The sequence below is a fragment of the Nesterenkonia suensis genome (genome assembly GCF_054782935.1).
On record NZ_BAAGRN010000001.1, the window covers coordinates 74441 to 91448 of the forward strand.

Here is a 17008-nt window from a genome sequence, read left to right on the forward strand (position 1 = left end):
AGGAGACGCATCGTCATGTCTGCAGCTGAGCCGGAGAAGGTCGTCATCATCGGCGGAGGGATCCTGGGGGTGTCCACTGCCGCTCATCTGGCCCGGCAGGGGGCATCCGTGACCTTGGTGACTCAGGGCACGCTGGCCGATGGCGCCTCCGGGCGCTCGATCGCCTGGTTGAACTCCTCGGGTGCACGCACTGCGGAGTACCACTACCTGCGCATGCTCGGGATCGATCGGTACCGCACATGGAGTGCCCGTCGGCCCGAGAGTCGCGAGTACCTCCGTTTCGACGGAGCGATGAAGTGGGCCGGCCCGCAGGCGAGCTTCCGGGAGACCCATGCCTATGAGCGCTCCAGCGGATACGACTCCCACTGGATTGATCGGGGTGACGTGCCCCGAGTGGCGCCGGAGGTCGACCCGGAGGCCGTGGCTCAGGAGGGTGCGATCTTCAATCCCGGTGAGGGGTGGGTCGATCTGCCCAGCCTGGTCTCCGTGCTCGCACAAGAGGCCGCTGATCACGGGGCCACGGTGATCGAGGGGGCTGGGTCGGCGAGGGTGGATGTCCGTGACGGCGTCGCGGTCGGCGCTGTGCTCGATGACGGATCTCGCCTCGCCGCCGATTCCGTGGTGCTGGCGACCGGTCCCTCGGTGCCTTCACAGCTGGCGGCACTCGGAGTGGTAGTGGCTGACGCTTCACCGGCTGCGTTCGTCCTGTTCACCGAGCCGGTCGATCGTGAGGTCCGGACAGTGCTGAACACGCCGCGGGTCGCGGTGCGCCCGATGCCTGATGGGCGGCTCGTGCTGGACTCCGACTGGGCCGAACAATCTGTCCGGGTGGAGGATGACGGTTCTCTCCATGTCCCCGAAGCCTCGGTCCAGGGGCTGTTGGAGGAAGCCTCCAAGGTGCTCGCCGGTTCGCCGACGCTCACCGCAGACCGCATCGGTGCCGGGGGTAAGCCGATTCCAGGAGACGGCGAGCCGGTGGTCGGTCCTGTGCCGTCGATCGAGGGCCTGTATGCGCTGTTCACCCACTCGGGTGCGACGCTCGGGCTCATTCTCGGCGAGCTCGCTGCCGAGGAGATCCTCACCGGGTCTCCCTCGCCGGTGCTGGAGACCTTCCGCGCAGACCGGTTCGATTCGCCGGAGGCGCCTGGCCAGGTCTCCACCGGGGCCTGGGAGCCTGTCGCGAAACAGTGAGCCATTCACGTGGTGCGGGCCTCACCTTCAACCCGCTCAGGCAAGAGATCGTCTCCCAGTGAGAGATCGTCTCCGGATTCAGGGGCGATCTGTCACCGGGAGACGATCTCTTGTCTGGGGGGTCAGGGTGTGAGGCGGGCGACGACGTCGGCGGCTGACTCGTCGCGGCACTCGGCGGCGCGGGTGCCGGCCCACAGGCTCAGATACTCCGGGTTCTCGGCGGCGTTCGCCGCGGCCCGCAGCGGTGCCGTCATCCGGTTCACCTGCGGGTACCCGACGACGGCGCGGTCCTCCAGTTCATCGATGAACCGATTGCGCAGTCCCCGCGCCGGCCGACCGGAGAACGCCCGGGTCACCACGGTCTCCCGGCGCGCCGGATCCAACACCGCCTCCCGGTGGGGCGCGCGCGTCCCCGCCTCGGCTGCCGTGAGGAACTGGGTCCCCACCTGCACGGCGTGAGCGCCCGCATCACACAGGGCGGCCACGTCCTGAGCAGTTCCGACCCCTCCTGCGCCGATCAGGGGCAGGCTCGCTGCTCCGCCGCGGGTGTCGCTGTCGTCTCCGTCGCCGTGGTCCTCGAGCGCCCGGCGCACCGTGCGCAGCAGGTCGGACGTGTCGATCGACTCGGGTTCGTCATGCATGTCCAGCACGGAGCGGTGTCCGCCCGCCTGCTGCCCCTGCACCACCAGGCCGTCAGGCCGCAGCTGGGCAGCGCGCAGCGCACCGGGCTGGTCGGCCACGGTGATCACGACGGCGGAGCCGGCCTCCTGCAGGCGGCGCACCACCTCAGCGGGCGGAAGACCGAAGGTGAAGGAGACGACGGCGACGGGGCGGGAGGTCAGCAGCTCCACTTTGGCGGGGAAGTCGTCGTCGGACCAGTCGGGCACTTCGGGCACTTCCGTGCCGAGGGCATCGGCCACCGGCCGCAGGGCGGCACGGTAGCCCTCCAGGGCGGAGGCGTCGGCGGTGTCCGGGTCGGGGACGAACAGGTTGACTCCGACCGGCAGGGCCCCGTCCGGCGGGGCAGGGGAGTCGAGGAGCTCCCTGGTGTCGTCCAGTTGAGCGGCCAGCGCGGCGGCGGTGAGGTTGCCGCCGGCCAACTGGCCGAAGGCGCCGGCACGCTGCACGGCGGCGACCAGCGCCGGCGTCGTCGGGCCTCCGGCCATCGGGGCCTGCAGGATGGGGGTGGGCAGCTGGTTCAGCAGCCGCTGGAGTTGGGCGCTCATGCCGACGAGGCTACTCTCGCTCAGGGCCGATCCACGGCAGATGACCGCAACCCCCGCCGTGCCCGATGCGAGGCAAGGGAGGCCCACCACGCGCCGAGGATGATCACCGCACAGCCGATCAGCTGGACCGGGGAGGGTACCTCGCGCAGCAGTACGGCCGCCAGCCCCAGGGCGAACACCCCGGGAAGCAGCAGCAGAGTGGAGGTCGCGGTCTCGGAGATGCCGGTCATGCCCACGTTGAGGCACCAGAACACGACCACCTGGCCCACGAGCGCCAGGGCCAACAGCTGGCCCCACGTGCCGGGTTCAGCGGGCCAGTGGGCGCCCCCGGTGACCACCGCCCCGACGCCGGCGGCGGCTCCGGCCGCGAGGCACACCAGGGCGAGCACGGTGAACGGTGCGGGTTTGGTGGTCGCGGGCGCCGTGCGGCGGATGATCGCCAGGTAGATCGCATAGGCGGTGCCGGCGGCCAGCCCGGCCAGCACCCCGCGCAGCTGGAGGCCTCCGACGTCGAAGGTTCCGGCGGTCATCGCCACCCCGGTGAGCATCAGCGGGATGATCACGGCCAGCTGTCTCATGGGCCGGGTGCGCTCCACCAGCCAGGCGATCAGCGGCAGGGCGACCAGCTGGATGTTCAGCAGCACGGTGGCGATGCCGGGGCCCACCAGACCGATGGACGTGTTCCAGAAGCTGTAGTCGATCCCCAGGGCGAGGCCGGCGACCAGCGCGCCGATCACTGTGCGGCGGGGCAGTGAGGTGGCCCGGTCCACGCGCCGCATCTCCCACAGCACCAAGGGCAGCAGCATCGGTACGGCCAGGAGGCAGCGCAGGGCGGCGATGATCAGCGGATCCGCGGGGATGGTGGAGATCAGCAGCGAGGTCCCGCCGAGGGCGAAGGTCCCGGCCAGGAGCAGCAGCGTGCCCTTCAGCGGAGTCACCATGCGGTCAGTGTGGCACAGGACCGCTGGTGCGATTCAGTGCTGGGTCCGGGTGTGGCGGGTCAGGACTTGACCAGGCGTCGGATGGCGTCGGAGGCCTCCTTGAGCTTCTGTTCGCCCTCGGCGCCCCCGTCGGCCACGGCGTCGGCGACACAGTGCTTCAGATGGTCGTCCAGCAGGGCCAGCCCCACGTTCTCCAGGGCGGAGGTCATGGCGCTGATCTGGGTGAGGACGTCGATGCAGTAGGTGTCGTCCTCGATCATCCGGTGGATGCCTCGAGCCTGCCCTTCGATGCGCCGCAGCCTGGAGAGGTACCGAGATTTGTCGGACATGTATCCGCGGTGGGTGTGTTCGGCGTGCTCACGGGGTTCGGGTGCCGCAGCGCCGTCGGCATCTGCCGTGTCCACGTGGGGCGCGGCCGTCGTCGTCTCGCTCATCGGTCATGGCCTCCTTCTATGATGAAGCATACCGGAGAGGGGTATGCAAGTGTACCCCCTAGGGGTATAGTGGTCGGCATCAGATGAGTCGGAATCAGGTGATTCAGTCGACCCCACGGAGGAGCATGATGGCCACCACTCTGCACTACACCGTCACCGGAATGACCTGCGCGCACTGTGAGAAGGCCGTCCGGCAGGAGGTCGAGGCCCTCGACGGCGTCCAGGGGGTCGAGGTCAGCGCCGCCGACGGCGCGCTGCATCTGAGCGCCGAGGACCCCGAGCGGATCTCCGACGACGCCGTCATCGCCGCCGTGGACGAGGCCGGCTACGAGGCGGAGCGTGCCTCTTGAGCACCTCCCCGGGATCGGCGCGGACCGCGTCGACGGGCAGGACGGGCGGCGGAGCCGACGTCGAACGGCTGGAGCTGGAGATCGGCGGGATGACCTGCGCCTCCTGCGCGAACCGCGTGGAGAAGCGCCTCAACCGGCTTGACGGCGTCACGGCTTCGGTCAACTACGCCACGGAGAAGGCGTGGATCAGCGGCGAGAACGTCGAAGACCGCCAGGAGTTCGTCCAGTCCCTCATCGCTGCCGTCGAGAAGACCGGCTACACCGCCGAGCTCCCCGAGGAGGGCGAGAGTGACGAGGATGAGCGCGCGGACCGTGAGCTCCGCGGGCTGAAGCGCCGCCTGGTGGCTGCCGCCGTGCTCAGCGCGCCCGTGGTGATCTGGGCGATGGTCCCGGTCACCCAGTTCGACGGCTGGGGCTGGGCGTCCCTGGTGCTGAGCCTGCCGGTGGTGCTCTGGGCCGGTTTGCCGTTCCACCGGGCCGCGGCTCTCAACGCCCGCCACGGCATGGCCACCATGGACACGCTCATCTCCCTGGGAACCCTGGCGGCCCTGATCTGGTCGCTCTACGCGCTGATCTTCGGCACCGCCGGGGATCCCGGGATGCGCCACGAGTTCAGCCTCTTCCCCGAGCACGTCGACGGCGCGGCCAACATCTACCTGGAGGTCGCCACCGTGGTGACCGCCTTCCTGCTGCTGGGCCGCTACCTGGAGAAGCGCTCAAAGCGACAGGCCGGGGCCGCATTGCGTTCGCTGCTGCGGATGGGGGCCAAAGAGGTCTCGGTGCTGCGGGAGGGCCAGGAGGCCCGTATCCCGGTGGAGCAGCTCGCAGTCGGGGACGAGTTCGTCGTCAGGCCCGGCGAGAAGGTCGCCACCGACGGGGAGATCGTCCGCGGCGTCTCGGCGGTGGACATGTCGATGCTCACCGGTGAGTCCATCCCGATGGAGGTCTCTCCGGGCAGTTCGGTGGCCGGGGCGACTGTGAACACCTCCGGGCGCCTGGTGCTCCGGGCCACCCGCATCGGATCCGACACCCAGCTGGCCCAGATGGCACGCCTGGTGGAGGAGGCGCAGTCCGGCAAGGCCGAGGTCCAGCGGCTGGCTGACCGCATCTCCGGAATCTTCGTGCCGGTGGTGCTGGTGATCGCCGTGATCACCCTCCTGGCGTGGCTGTTGCTCGGACACCCCGCGGAGGCCGGATTCACCGCCGCCGTCGCTGTGCTGATCATCGCCTGCCCCTGTGCCCTGGGACTGGCGACTCCCACCGCGCTGCTGGTCGGCACCGGCCGGGGAGCGCAGATGGGCATCCTCATCAAGGGTCCCGAGGTCCTGGAATCCTCGCGGACCGTCGACGCCGTGGTGCTGGACAAGACCGGCACGGTGACCACCGGCTCCATGCGGCTGACGGCGATCCACTCGATCGACGCCCCGGAGACGGAGCCCGAGCCGGTGACCGACGCTGATCATCGGCTGCTGCGCTTGGCCGGTGCCCTGGAGTCCTGTTCCGAACATCCCATCGCCCGTGCCGTCACGGCGGCGGCCCGGGAGACCCACGGGGAACGGGAGGGCTCCCTGCCGGAGGTCGAAGGCTTTCGGAACCACGAGGGCCGCGGCGTCTCCGGGTGGGTCGAGGGGCGTGACGTCTCGGTCGGGCGCCGCAGCTTCCTCGCCGAGCAGGAGGTGGAGCTGCCCCAGGAGGTCTTGGCGATGTGCCGCAGCGTCGAGCGCGAGGGGCGGACGCCGGTGCTGGTCGCCGTCGACGGTGCCTTCGCCGGTGTGGTGATCGTCGCCGACGCGGTCAAGGAGACCTCGGCCGAGGCGGTCGCCCAGCTGAAGGAGTTGGGGCTGACGCCCGTCCTGCTGACCGGTGACAACGCGGGCACCGCCGAGCGTGTGGCCGAGGAAGTCGGCATTGCTCAGGTCATCGCTGAGGCGCTGCCCGAGGACAAGGTCGACGCCGTGAAGCGCCTGCAGGACCAGGGGTGCACGGTGGCGATGGTCGGTGACGGCGTCAACGACGCCGCGGCCCTGGCGCAGGCCGATCTCGGCATCGCCATGGGTACCGGCACTGATGTGGCGATCGACGCCGCGGACATCACCATCATCCGGGGAGACCTGCGCAGCGTGGCCGACGCCGTCCGGCTCTCCCGGAAGACGTTCACCACGATCCGCTCGAACCTGTTCTGGGCGTTCCTGTACAACACGGCGGCCATTCCGCTGGCCGCGCTCGGGCTGCTGAATCCGATGCTCGCCGGGGCGGCGATGGTGCTCTCCTCGCTGTCCGTGGTGGGCAACAGCCTCCGGCTGCGCGGGTTCCGCGCCCGGGCGCGGTGAGCGCGCCCGGTGACAGCGGCGTCACAGTCGGTTTCGTCATTGCGGAGTTCGCTAAAGGGCGTCTACTGTGGTGAGGCGAACCTTCCCTGATGGCTCGGTCGAGTGTATCGGGGTCGCCCCGACCTGTGGAGGATCCCATGAGCGCACAGCCGGTCGACGTCGCCGAGTCGACACCCGCCCGTCCGGAGATCCGTGCCGTGGAAGGCTCGGGTCGGAGCGCAGCCGCCCAGGCACCGGCCGCGACCACTGACGGGTCGAGAGCTGAGGCCCGCCCGATTCCGCCCACCCGTGCCTTCCTGACCACGGTCGCCGACGTCGTGCGGCTCAGCCCCCATTTCATCCGGGTCACGGTCACCGCGGAGGATCTGCGGCACTTCTACACCGGAGGCCTGGACCAGCGGATCAAGGTCTTCCTGCCCCGCGCCGACGGCGGCTACCCGGAGATCGGTCTTTTCGCCGACCCGGCACCCACGATCATGGAGTGGTACCACCGCTGGCGTGATCTCGACGACGCGGCGCGCAACCCCATCCGCACCTACACGGTGCGCGCGATCCGCCCGGAGCACCGCGAGATCGACATTGACTTCGTGGTCCACGGCACCGAGGGCCCGGCCTCCGCCTGGGTGAGCGCCGCCCGTCCCGGGGACGAGCTGATCGTCATCGGCCCGGACGGACGGTCCCAAGAGGTCGGGGCCGGCATCGAATGGAACCCCGGCACCGCCCGTGACGTCCTGCTGGCTGGGGACGAGACGGCGGTGCCCGCCATGTGCGCGATCCTTGAGTCCCTGCCGGCGGGCATCACCGGTGAGGCGTACTTGGAGGTGCCCAGCAGCCAGGACGCCCTCGAGGTCGCCACCCGCTGCGACGTCACCGTCCACTGGCTCGGACGCGACGGCGCCCCGCTGGGGGAGAAGCTGACCGCCGCCGTCGAGGACTGGGCACGCCGCCGGGAGGAGATCTTCGCCGCTCGTCAGGCCGCCTGCGAGCCGGCGCGTGCCGCCGTCGGTGCCCCGGAGACCGGGGAACTGCCCGAGGTGACCGAGGATGCCGTGCTCTGGGAGGTCGCCGATCCCGAAGGTTTCCGGGAGTACGCGTGGCTGGCCGGAGAGGCCGGCGTCATCACCGGACTGCGGCGCCACCTGGTCAAGGGCATCGGCATGAGCCGCAAGCAGGTCTCCTTCATGGGCTACTGGAAGGCCGGCCGCGCCAGCGCCTGACCCTGCCCCTGAACCGTCCCCTGAACCGTCCCCTGAACCGGGGCCGCCTCGGCATGGGACACTGGTGTCGATGTCGACTTCACCGAAGAACCCGGAGACACCGCGCGCGGCCGCGGCGCAGCGCCCCGCCCGCGCCGACGACGCCCGCCCCCAGGTCCGTCCCAAGCCTGAGGGCTGGAAGCAGCCGATGGGGCCCGACGGCCGTCCCCAGCTGCAGTTCGCCCAGTCCAAACGGGCCAAGCAGCCGCCGCAGCACTTGGCCGACATGACGCTGCAGGAGCGTGTCGAGCGGGCGAAGGAGCTCGGCTACCCGGGCTTCCGGGCCAAGCAGCTCTCGGTGCACTATTTCCAGCACTACACCGCCGACCCGGACCAGATGACGGACCTGCCGGCCGCCACCCGGGAGGAGCTGGTCTCCGAGTTCCTGCCGCCGCTGCTGACCGAGGTCCGTCGGCTGCGCACCGACGACGGCGCCACCCTCAAGTTCCTCTGGCGGCTCTTCGACGGCGCCCTGGTGGAGTCGGTGCTGATGCGGTACCGCAACCGCATCACCCTGTGCATCTCCTCCCAGTGCGGCTGCGGGATGAACTGTCCCTTCTGCGCCACCGGCCAGAACGGGCTGACCCGCAACATGTCCACCGCGGAGATCGTGGATCAGATCGTCCAGGCCAACCGGGCGATCGTCGCCGGAGAGCTGGACGCTCCCAGCGCGGCAGAGATCGCGGAGGAGCAGGATCACGCCGGTCTCGGCGAGGAGACCGACTTCGCCGAGGAGGGGCCTGAGCCTGCCGCTGCCGGGACGGAGCGCGTCGGCCCGCAGCGGGTCTCCAACATCGTGTTCATGGGCATGGGCGAGCCGCTGGCCAACTACAAGCGGGTGATGAATGCCGTTCACCGCATGGTCGACGACGCCCCCGAGGGCCTGGGCATGAGCGCTCGCGGGATCACCATCTCCACCGTCGGACTGGTGCCGGCGATCCGGAAGCTCGCGGACGAGGATCTGCCGATCACCTTCGCCCTGAGCCTCCATGCCCCGGATGACGGACTCCGTGATGAGCTGATCCCGGTGAACTCGCGCTGGAAGGCCGATGAGGCGATCGACGCGGCCTACGAGTACTACGAGAAGACCGGTCGCCGGGTCTCCATCGAGTACGCACTGATCAAGGACATGAACGACCACGGCTGGCGCGCCGACCTGCTGGCGGACAAGCTCAACGCCCGGGGCCGAGGATGGGTCCACGTCAACCCGATTCCACTGAACCCCACACCGGGGTCCATCTGGACCTCCTCCGAGCCGCATGTGATGCGGCAGTTCATCTCCCGGCTGGAGGCCAAGGGCGTGCCCACCACACTCCGGGACACCCGCGGCAAGGAGATCGACGGCGCCTGCGGACAGCTCGCCGCCGCCGAGGACTGAGCGCGCACCGCATCACCGACGGTGGGGCCGTTAGGCTGGCGGGCATGAAACCGTCGCAGCGCTCCGAGGTCCCCGGCTTCCAGGTGATGAGCATCCTCGCTCAGATCGACGCCCTGCGCGCGCAGGGCCGCGACGTCGTCTCACTGACCGCCGGCGAGCCCGGCTCGGGTGCCCCGCCGGCGGTCAACCGTGCGGCCGCCCAGATCCACGCCCAGGGCACCGTGCTCAACTACAGCGCCGCGCTGGGGATCCGGCCGCTGCGGGAGGCTGTGGCCGCCCACTATGCCGACTGGTACGGCGCGCAGGTCGACGTCGAGAGGGTGGCCATCACCACCGGCTCCTCCGGGGCGTTCCTGCTGAGCTTCCTCGCGGCCTTCGACGTCGGCGACCGCGTGGCGCTCGCGCGGCCCGGCTATCCCGCCTACCGGAACATCCTGGCCAGCCTGGGCACCGAGGTCGTGGACCTGGACTGCGGCCCCGAGGTCCGCTTCCAGCCGACGGTGGAGCTGCTCGAGGAGGCGGTGGCCCAGAGCGGTCCGATCGCCGGACTCATCCTGGCCTCCCCGGCGAACCCGACCGGCACCATGATCGGCCGTGAGGAGCTCGCCGCCTTGGTGGACTGGTGTCGGGGCCAGGATGTGCAGCTGGTCAGCGACGAGATCTACCACGGCATCACCTACGCCGAAGCAGGAGGGCGGACCGGGGCCGCGCCCGAGGCCCCAGCCGGCCCACCCTCACCAGGGGTGAGCGCGCTGGAGCTCACGGACGACGCCGTCGTCGTCTCCTCCTTCTCCAAGTATTGGGGCATGCCGGGCTGGCGTCTGGGCTGGGCGATCCTGCCCGAGCATCTGGTGGATCCGATCGCGCGGCTGGCCGGCAACGTCTCGCTCTGCCCGCCGCATGGATCACAGCTGGCCGCCGTGGAGGCGTTCAGTGAGGAGTCGATGGCCTTCGCCGCCTCCCAGGTGGAGGCGTACGCCGCCGCCCGTCAGCAGGTGCTGGCCCGGCTGCCGGAGCTCGGATGGGGCGAAGTGGCGCCCGCAGACGGCGCCTTCTACGTGTACGCGCACATCGGCGAGCACCTCGCGCAGTTCGGGGACTCCCCGGCCTACTGCCAGGCGGTGCTGGAGCAGGCCGGGGTGGCGATCGTCCCCGGGACGGACTTCGACCCGGTCGCCGGCCACGAGTGGGTGCGGCTCTCTCTGGCGCCCGGTCCGGAGGCGGTGGCGCGCGGGCTGGACCGGATCGTCGCCTTCCACCGTGGTTGGACGCGTCGAGGGTGATCTGCGCAGGTCAGACTCTCGGCGCCTGACGTCGCAGGACGGGGGCGTTCAGCCCTGGGATGCGGTCTCTGCGGTGTTGAACATCCAGGTGACGCCGAAGCGGTCCTTCAGCATGCCGAACCGGTCGCCCCAGGGCGCGGCCTCCAACGGCATGAGCACCTCGGAGTGCTCGCTGAGTCCGGTCCACCAGCGTTCGAGACGGGTGTTCTCGGCGGCGTCCGGCTCGCCCACGCTCAGCGCCAGCGTGCCCAGTCCGTTGCTCTGCATCCCGGGTGGAAGGTCAGCGGCCATCACGTGCAGTCCGCGGTCAACGAACAGCGAACCGTGCATGATCTGGTCCTTGGTGTCGTCCTCGGCACCCATGCCTTCGGCATAGGTCAGGGTGCTCAGCTCGCCGCCGAGGACCGAGTGGTACAGCTCGAGCGCCTCCCGGGCTGTGCCGGGGAGTTGGAGGTAGGGGGTCAGAGCGACAGCCATGGGAGAGCCTTCCTGAGGTGGAGCGCCGAGAGGCAACTTTGGGTGGACGCCGCCCATCGTCCTACTGCTGGGTACTCGGGGGAAGGTCTCGTGCCCGAGGGCCAGGGGCTGGGAGGGCCAGGGGCGGGACCGTTGCGGGCGCGTCGTCGGTCGTGGCCTCACAGCGGGAGCACCTGGACGACCGCGACCACGTCCGGAAGCAGAATCTGCTCCCTGATCATGGCGGGGCATTCCGGAGCCGGTCGCGCCGCCCTGGCCGTGCCGGTCGGGTTCACTCCGTGGTGAACTCCTGAGCCAGACGAGGGGCCAATCCCGTGTACCGGGCCGGGGTGAGCGCCTTCAGTCGATCTTCGGCCGCGGGGCTCAGGCCGAGGCCCGCGACGAACTCCTGGAGCTTCTCCGCGTCCACCCGACGTCCACGGGTGAGCTCCTTGAGGCGCTCGTAGGGGTTCTCCATGCCGGAGGTTCCGGCGATGGCCTCGGCGCGCATGACGGTCTGGATCGCCTCGCCGAGGACCTCCCAGTTGGCATCGAGGTCAGCGGCGATGACGTCCTCAGCGACGGCGAGCTGCTTCAGGCCCTTGGTGACGTTGCTCAGGGCGAGCACCGAGTGGCCCAGCCCGGTGCCGATGTTGCGCTGGCCGGAGGAGTCGGTGAGGTCACGCTGCCACCGGGACTCCACCAGCGTGGCGCCCAGGGAGTCGAGCAGCGCGTTGGAGACCTCCAGGTTGGCCTCGGCGTTCTCGAAACGGATCGGGTTCACCTTGTGCGGCATCGTCGACGAGCCGGTGGCGCCGGCCACGGGGATCTGCCGGAAGAAGCCGATGGAGATGTAGGACCAGATGTCCACGCACAGACCGTGCAGGATCCTGTTGAACCGGGCGATGTCGGCATAGAGCTCGGCCTGCCAGTCGTGGGACTCGATCTGGGTGGTCAGCGGGTTGAAGGTCAGCCCGAGCTTCTCCACGAAGCGCTGGGCGAGCCTCGGCCAGTCGACCTGGGGAGCCGCGGAGAGGTGGGCGGCATAGGTGCCGGTGGCGCCGTTGATCTTGCCCAGGTAGTCCTGGGTCTCCACACGGCGGATCTGCCGGCTCAGGCGGTGGACGAAGACGGCGATCTCCTTGCCCAGGGTGCTGGGGGTGGCGGGCTGACCGTGGGTGCGCGAGAGCATCGGGACCTCGGCGGCCTCGGAGGCCAGTGAGCTCAGACCCTTCAGGGCGGCGCGCGCGGCGGGGAGCCACACCTGGTCGACGGCGTCGCGGATCCCCACCGCGTAGCTGAGGTTGTTGATGTCCTCGCTGGTGCAGGCGAAGTGGACCAGCGGGGCCATCTCGGCCAGCCCCAGACCCTCCAGACGACGGACGATGAAGTACTCCACGGCCTTGACGTCGTGGACGGTCTCGGCTTCGATCGCGGCGAGCTCGGCCACTTCCTCCGCCCCGAAGCTGGTGACGATGCCGCGCAGCCCGGTGATCTGCTCCGCCGTCAGGTGGGGCAGCCCCTCCAGCGCCTGCTCTGCGCACAGGTGGATGAACCACTCCACCTCCACGTGGATGCGGTTGCGGTTCAGCGCGGCCTCCGAGAGGTGGTCGACCAGCGGGGCGACGGCGGAGCGGTACCGGCCGTCCAGGGCGCCCAGTGCGATCTGCGGCGCGGCCGCCGCGAGACTGACCCGGTCCTGGTCAGTGGACAGCGGGGTGGACACGGAGGGGGAGGAGACAGAGTTGGCCATGGCTGACATTCTTCCACGACTGCCGCACCCGAGTGCAGGCACTGTTCCTCCACAAGAAGCCCGTAGGACAGCGGGCATGCCCGGGCTCTCCACAGACCGCGACGGCGGGCGGTCGCCTACGGCCTGTCTCGCCTAACGTCGACAGCGTCATCATGTCCGGCGCGGCCATGCGGGCCTCGCCGGATCCGTGATCTTCCCCGCCCGACCATCAGCCGGCCGCCCTGTGTGGCCCTCTATTCCGAGGAGCTCCCCCGTGTTCAGTGCCTCCGCGGCTCAATTGGATCGTATCGCCGCCACCTATGAGGAGATGGCGATGAGATATCAGCGGGCTGCGGACCTCGGCCGGGAGCACCGGTCACAGCTGACGCTCGGTCGGCAGACAGCTCATTGGGACTCGCTGGCCGGGGACGCCTTCCGCAGCGCGATCGACGTGCTGAGCTCGGACAGTGCGGCGGTGAGCGGAGAAGCCGAGGAGCTCGCCTCAGAGGCCACCATCATCGCCGGCTCGATGCGGGAGTGGGCCGTGGTGGCACGTCACTTGGCGTCGATGCTCGACGCAGTCTCCGGGATGGACCTCGCCGGGATCGCTGGCGAGTTCCTGCTCCGCCGAGCGCGGGAGGCTGTGCACGACGTCTCCTCGCTGGTCAGCTTCGTCCAGGACTATGGCGGGATCCCGGCGGGACTGGGGGAGGCGATCACTGATCTGCTGATGCCGGAGGGGTCGCACGCCTGACCCGACTGTCCACGACACGCTCAACTCCTATGAACCCGAGGACATTGCATGGATCGCAACTCGCATCTGCCCCCGATCACCGTTCCGAGGATCCACTTCCCCGCTGCTGAAGGGGATCGCTTCGCCGTGCGAGTCTCCGGAGGGAACACGCAGGTGGAGGTCGAATGGGAGACGCTGCGTCAGGCGGCCGCGCATGTGGCGTCTGCCCAGGACATCGGGCAGCTTCAGCTGGACGACATCGCCGCCAACAACACTGTCATGATGACCTCCGGGGCCGCGGCCCCGCACTGGCGTGCCCCGTTGCTCGGCATCCGCAGCGTGGCTCTGGCGGTGCGGATGTCGATGGTGAGCAGCCTCGTCCGTATCTGTCTTGACGGTCTGGACAGTGCCCATGAGGCGTACCGTGACGTGGAGTCGCTCGTGCGTCGTTGGCTCCAGCTCAGCGATCTGCTCTCCGAGTCCTCCTATGTCATCACGCAGGGCCTCGACGGGGACTCCCGCCTGGTTCAGGACTGGAGCCGGAGCGTGGCCGTGCTCGGAGGCCGAGAGCTCATGCGGGTGCTGGCGGAGTACTTCACCCGTGGACGGGCCGGCGACATCGGCCGGAGGGGGAGCGAGGGCCCAGAGGACAGGGCCTCCAGCACCGGGTTCCTCGCGATCGAGGCGCTGCGCGGCCAGGACGACCTCATCCGCTTCGAGATGCGGGCCAACAGTCTTGAACTGGGCGACCAGACACGCACCTCCGTCCATGAGGGAGACGGCACGCTCCATTCCTGGTACCGGCAGATGGGCGATGCCGCCGAGCACGGTGACATCGCGGTCACGTCCGTCACCGGGGACGACGGATCCACCAGGTACATGGTTCATCTGCCCGGCCTCGACATGGACATCACCGAGCTCAACCGGCACGACGGGCGGGGATACCTGGGTCTGGTCGACTCGATCTACAACGACGCCGACCAGTTGACCGATGTGGTGGAGGAGGCGCTCGCCGCCTCGGGTGCTCAAGAAGGCGACACCATCGCCTTGTCCGGCTACAGCCTGGGCGGAATCGGCGTCTCGAACCTGGTGCGCAACGGGCGGCTCGGAGAGAAGTACGACGTCCACGCAGCCACCAGCATCGGTGCTCCGGGAAGGAATGCCACCTTCCCACCGGGCACCGAGACGTCGACCACTCATATCCAGGACCGACGGGATCCTGTGCCGCATCTGTTGGGAGAACATCAGGGAACAGGGACGAACAGGCAGGTGATCGATGTCGCCCACCATTCAGAGACGGAGGGCAGCGCTCCGCTCGTCTCCTTCGGCGACGCCCATACGTATGAGCACTACCTCGAGATCGTCGAGGAGCTGGAGGCTGATCCCGATGCCCATCTCGGTGAGGATGGCGACGCCCTGCTCCGCGATTTCGCTGAACTGTACGAGGGCGAAGCTGAGACCCGGATCTTCGAGACTGGATGGACGGAGGACTCGGAGGCTTGGACGACCGACAGCCTCCTGGAGGAGGCCCTCGAGATCTCCGGACTCAACGGCATGGTCCGGGATGCGGTAGAACGGCTGGACGTGGTCGGCATCGGTGACGCGTTCGGTCCGGAGACTCCCGTCGACGAGCCGATGACGACGGAGGGGGACCCGACGGCGGGGGACCCGGCTGGCCAGTACCCGACGGACGGGGCCCTGCAGAACGGCGCCAGCAGCGTCGGAGCGGCGGGAACACCTGGTGAGGCGGGCTCTGCCGTGCGTGACCATGAGCAGGGTCGGGATCACCCTCGCCCTCCGGTGTCGCCCGCATCCGGACAGCCTGTGGAGTCCCAGCCGCTGACGCCGGCAGTCATCGGTCCTGCGGTGCCTCCCTCGAGGGTGCCCTCATTGACGTGGTCGGACGTGGAGATGCCGGTGCACATGCACGACGAGGCCGAGCTCGTGACCCCCCGGGCTGTGGGCAGACCGTCGGAGGAGACGCGCACGACGGAGCCGGTGCGCCTCACCCCGGGCGAGATCACCGTTGAGCAACCGCTGACTCCGGCTGACATCGGGTCGCCGGAGCAGTGATGTCGTGGGCTGCTGAGGCGACGAGGATCAGGCGGGTCGAGGGGTGGGTGCCATCAGGAACCTGCCTAGCAGGGCCGAGACCAGAGCGACGATGATCGCGCCGAGAATCGCGTCCCAGAAGAACGAACTCACCACGAACTGCAGCGGGAAGAACGAGGTGACCCAGGCGGTGAGCATCAGCATCGCGGCGTTGATGACCACGGCGAAGAGCCCGAGGGTCAGGCAGGTGATCGGCATCGCGAGGAAGGAGAGGATCGGCTTGATCACCGCGTTGATGATGCCGAAGACCGCGCCGACGAACAGATAGGCCAGCAGGGTCATGCCGGGCTCGTCGCCGGCTCCCTCGACTCCGATGCCGGGCAGGAGCAGAGCAGCCGCGCCCAGGGCGCAGGCATTGAGCACGATCGCCAGTAGGATTCTCACAAGGACGATCATCTCATGCCCCAGATGAGAGAACCTGGAGAGGACCACGCGATCTATGAGCACCACTGACCACGACATCGCCCGACGGGGTGAAGGACTGACCCGCAGCGTCGCGGATTCAGTCACGCCGCGGCCCGCGCTGTCTCTGCTGCCGCACTATGCGGCGGGCAAGCCCCCTCGCCCGGCCGAGGGCCTCACCCCCTATAAGCTCTCCTCCAACGAGAATCCCTTGGGCCCTGTGCCCTCCGTGGAACGGGCCATCGCCGAGGTGGACACCGTCCACCGGTACCCGAACCCGGGGGCTGAAGCCCTGCGCACAGTCCTGGCCGAGACTCTCGAAGTCCCGGAGCAGGACATCGTCACCGGGACCGGGAGCCTGGGTGCGCTGACCCAGATCATCAACGCCTTCGCCGGCACCGGTCCTGACGGGACGTTCGACGAGGTGCTCTACGCCTGGCGTTCGTTCGAGGCCTATCCGATCGTGGTGCGCACCGCTGGGGCGAAGGACGTCCCCGTGCCCGTCACCGAGGATGGTCGACACGACCTCGAGGCGATGGCGGCCGCCATCACCGACCGCACCCGGGTCATCCTGCTGTGCACTCCGAACAATCCGACCGGTCCGGCGTTGCGGCACCGGGAGGTCGTGGACTTCCTGGCCCAGGTTCCGCGCGACGTCGTCGTCGTCATCGACGAGGCGTATCAGGAGTTCGTGCGGATCGACGACCCGGTCGACACCCTCGCCCTCTATCGCGAGCACCCCCACGTGGTGGTGCTGCGGACCTTCTCCAAGGCCCATGGACTGGCCGCTCTGCGCGTCGGGTACTCGATCGCCTCCCAGGAGGTCACCCAACACCTGCGCAAGGTGGCTGTTCCCTTCGGAGTGTCCACTCTGGGCGAGGTCGCAGCCATCGCCTCGCTGGAAGTCCTGGACGAGGTGACCTCCAGGGTGCAGAATCTTGTACAGGAACGACAAAGAGTTCGGAACGCCCTGCTCGACGCGGGGTGGAACGTTCCGGACGCGCAGGGCAACTTCATATGGCTGCCGTTGCGGGACCACGCAGGTGACTTCGCCCACGAGGCCGGGCTCCGTGCCCTTGCCGTGCGGGCCTTCGACGGCGACGGTGTACGAGTCAGCATCGGCGAAACCGAAGCCAATGATCGGCTCATCGAGTTGTGTAGGACCTACACACAGAAGAGCTGAC

The 17008-nt window shown here is 69.2% G+C and carries 15 protein-coding genes; 9 read left to right on the forward strand and 6 right to left on the reverse strand.

What is annotated here, in order from left to right; translation table 11 throughout:
• Window positions 1-15 precede the first annotated feature (15 nt).
• Window positions 16-1191 (forward strand): NAD(P)/FAD-dependent oxidoreductase, encoded by a 1176-nt coding sequence (locus ACYVKI_RS00290; RefSeq protein WP_460688351.1) that lies wholly within the window; start codon window positions 16-18, stop codon window positions 1189-1191.
• Between the two features lie 122 nt (window positions 1192-1313).
• Here ACYVKI_RS00290 and ACYVKI_RS00295 read toward each other — a convergent pair whose 3' ends face one another.
• Genes ACYVKI_RS00295 through ACYVKI_RS00305 form a run of 3 tightly spaced genes read right to left on the reverse strand, consistent with a single transcriptional unit; the run spans window position 1314 to window position 3792 of the window.
• Complete coding sequence (locus tag ACYVKI_RS00295; protein WP_460688352.1) at window positions 1314-2417, reverse strand: NAD(P)H-dependent flavin oxidoreductase; 1104 nt, start codon at window positions 2415-2417, stop codon at window positions 1314-1316.
• Between the two features lie 20 nt (window positions 2418-2437).
• Window positions 2438-3358, reverse strand: a complete 921-nt coding sequence (locus ACYVKI_RS00300; RefSeq protein WP_460688353.1) for a DMT family transporter — start codon at window positions 3356-3358, stop codon at window positions 2438-2440.
• A gap of 59 nt (window positions 3359-3417) precedes the next feature.
• Window positions 3418-3792: a metal-sensitive transcriptional regulator gene (locus tag ACYVKI_RS00305; protein WP_460688354.1), complete on the reverse strand. Its 375-nt coding sequence runs from the start codon at window positions 3790-3792 to the stop codon at window positions 3418-3420.
• Window positions 3793-3917: 125 nt separating this feature from the next.
• Here ACYVKI_RS00305 and ACYVKI_RS00310 point away from each other — a divergent pair, with 125 nt between their 5' ends.
• The 5 genes from ACYVKI_RS00310 (at window position 3918) to ACYVKI_RS00330 (ending at window position 10389) form a co-directional block, all read left to right on the forward strand.
• Window positions 3918-4142, forward strand: coding sequence for a heavy-metal-associated domain-containing protein (locus ACYVKI_RS00310; RefSeq protein WP_460688355.1), 225 nt, complete (start codon window positions 3918-3920; stop codon window positions 4140-4142).
• Window positions 4139-6472, forward strand: coding sequence for a heavy metal translocating P-type ATPase (locus ACYVKI_RS00315; protein WP_460688356.1), 2334 nt, complete (start codon window positions 4139-4141; stop codon window positions 6470-6472). Before ACYVKI_RS00310 ends, ACYVKI_RS00315 begins: the two co-directional genes overlap by 4 nt.
• 137 nt (window positions 6473-6609) lie before the next feature.
• Window positions 6610-7689, forward strand: a complete 1080-nt coding sequence (locus tag ACYVKI_RS00320) for a siderophore-interacting protein (RefSeq protein WP_460688357.1) — start codon at window positions 6610-6612, stop codon at window positions 7687-7689.
• A gap of 70 nt (window positions 7690-7759) precedes the next feature.
• The gene (gene rlmN, locus ACYVKI_RS00325; protein WP_460688358.1) at window positions 7760-9106 is read left to right on the forward strand and encodes a 23S rRNA (adenine(2503)-C(2))-methyltransferase RlmN; all 1347 of its coding nucleotides are present in this window, start codon (window positions 7760-7762) and stop codon (window positions 9104-9106) included.
• Window positions 9107-9150: 44 nt separating this feature from the next.
• Window positions 9151-10389 carry a pyridoxal phosphate-dependent aminotransferase gene (locus tag ACYVKI_RS00330; protein WP_460688359.1) on the forward strand — a complete coding sequence of 413 codons (1239 nt, stop codon included), beginning with the start codon at window positions 9151-9153 and terminating at the stop codon, window positions 10387-10389.
• 48 nt (window positions 10390-10437) lie between these two features.
• Here the strand turns inward: ACYVKI_RS00330 and ACYVKI_RS00335 are convergent, their stop codons facing one another.
• The gene (locus tag ACYVKI_RS00335; RefSeq protein ID WP_460688360.1) at window positions 10438-10866 is read right to left on the reverse strand and encodes a VOC family protein; all 429 of its coding nucleotides are present in this window, start codon (window positions 10864-10866) and stop codon (window positions 10438-10440) included.
• Window positions 10867-11137: 271 nt separating this feature from the next.
• Window positions 11138-12598 carry an adenylosuccinate lyase gene (gene purB / locus ACYVKI_RS00340; protein WP_460688361.1) on the reverse strand — a complete coding sequence of 487 codons (1461 nt, stop codon included), beginning with the start codon at window positions 12596-12598 and terminating at the stop codon, window positions 11138-11140.
• Window positions 12599-12851: 253 nt separating this feature from the next.
• Here purB and ACYVKI_RS00345 point away from each other — a divergent pair, with 253 nt between their 5' ends.
• Window positions 12852-13331, forward strand: coding sequence for a hypothetical protein (locus tag ACYVKI_RS00345; RefSeq protein ID WP_460688362.1), 480 nt, complete (start codon window positions 12852-12854; stop codon window positions 13329-13331).
• 48 nt (window positions 13332-13379) lie between these two features.
• Window positions 13380-15383: a hypothetical protein gene (locus ACYVKI_RS00350; protein WP_460688363.1), complete on the forward strand. Its 2004-nt coding sequence runs from the start codon at window positions 13380-13382 to the stop codon at window positions 15381-15383.
• A gap of 27 nt (window positions 15384-15410) precedes the next feature.
• Here ACYVKI_RS00350 and ACYVKI_RS00355 read toward each other — a convergent pair whose 3' ends face one another.
• Complete coding sequence (locus tag ACYVKI_RS00355; RefSeq protein WP_460688364.1) at window positions 15411-15806, reverse strand: phage holin family protein; 396 nt, start codon at window positions 15804-15806, stop codon at window positions 15411-15413.
• Window positions 15807-15861: 55 nt separating this feature from the next.
• Here ACYVKI_RS00355 and ACYVKI_RS00360 point away from each other — a divergent pair, with 55 nt between their 5' ends.
• Window positions 15862-17007 (forward strand): histidinol-phosphate transaminase, encoded by a 1146-nt coding sequence (locus ACYVKI_RS00360; protein ID WP_460688365.1) that lies wholly within the window; start codon window positions 15862-15864, stop codon window positions 17005-17007.
• Window position 17008: the final 1 nt, after the last annotated feature.

Coding starts and splice junctions, on each gene's coding strand:
- ACYVKI_RS00290 (WP_460688351.1), top strand. CDS start 16: ATGTCTGCAGCTGAGCCGGAGAAGGTCGTCATCATCGGCGGAGGGATC.
- ACYVKI_RS00295 (WP_460688352.1), bottom strand. CDS start 2,417: ATGAGCGCCCAACTCCAGCGGCTGCTGAACCAGCTGCCCACCCCCATC.
- ACYVKI_RS00300 (WP_460688353.1), bottom strand. CDS start 3,358: ATGGTGACTCCGCTGAAGGGCACGCTGCTGCTCCTGGCCGGGACCTTC.
- ACYVKI_RS00305 (WP_460688354.1), bottom strand. CDS start 3,792: ATGAGCGAGACGACGACGGCCGCGCCCCACGTGGACACGGCAGATGCC.
- ACYVKI_RS00310 (WP_460688355.1), top strand. CDS start 3,918: ATGATGGCCACCACTCTGCACTACACCGTCACCGGAATGACCTGCGCG.
- ACYVKI_RS00320 (WP_460688357.1), top strand. CDS start 6,610: ATGAGCGCACAGCCGGTCGACGTCGCCGAGTCGACACCCGCCCGTCCG.
- rlmN (WP_460688358.1), top strand. CDS start 7,760: ATGTCGACTTCACCGAAGAACCCGGAGACACCGCGCGCGGCCGCGGCG.
- ACYVKI_RS00330 (WP_460688359.1), top strand. CDS start 9,151: ATGAAACCGTCGCAGCGCTCCGAGGTCCCCGGCTTCCAGGTGATGAGC.
- ACYVKI_RS00335 (WP_460688360.1), bottom strand. CDS start 10,866: ATGGCTGTCGCTCTGACCCCCTACCTCCAACTCCCCGGCACAGCCCGG.
- purB (WP_460688361.1), bottom strand. CDS start 12,598: ATGGCCAACTCTGTCTCCTCCCCCTCCGTGTCCACCCCGCTGTCCACT.
- ACYVKI_RS00350 (WP_460688363.1), top strand. CDS start 13,380: ATGGATCGCAACTCGCATCTGCCCCCGATCACCGTTCCGAGGATCCAC.
- ACYVKI_RS00360 (WP_460688365.1), top strand. CDS start 15,862: ATGAGCACCACTGACCACGACATCGCCCGACGGGGTGAAGGACTGACC.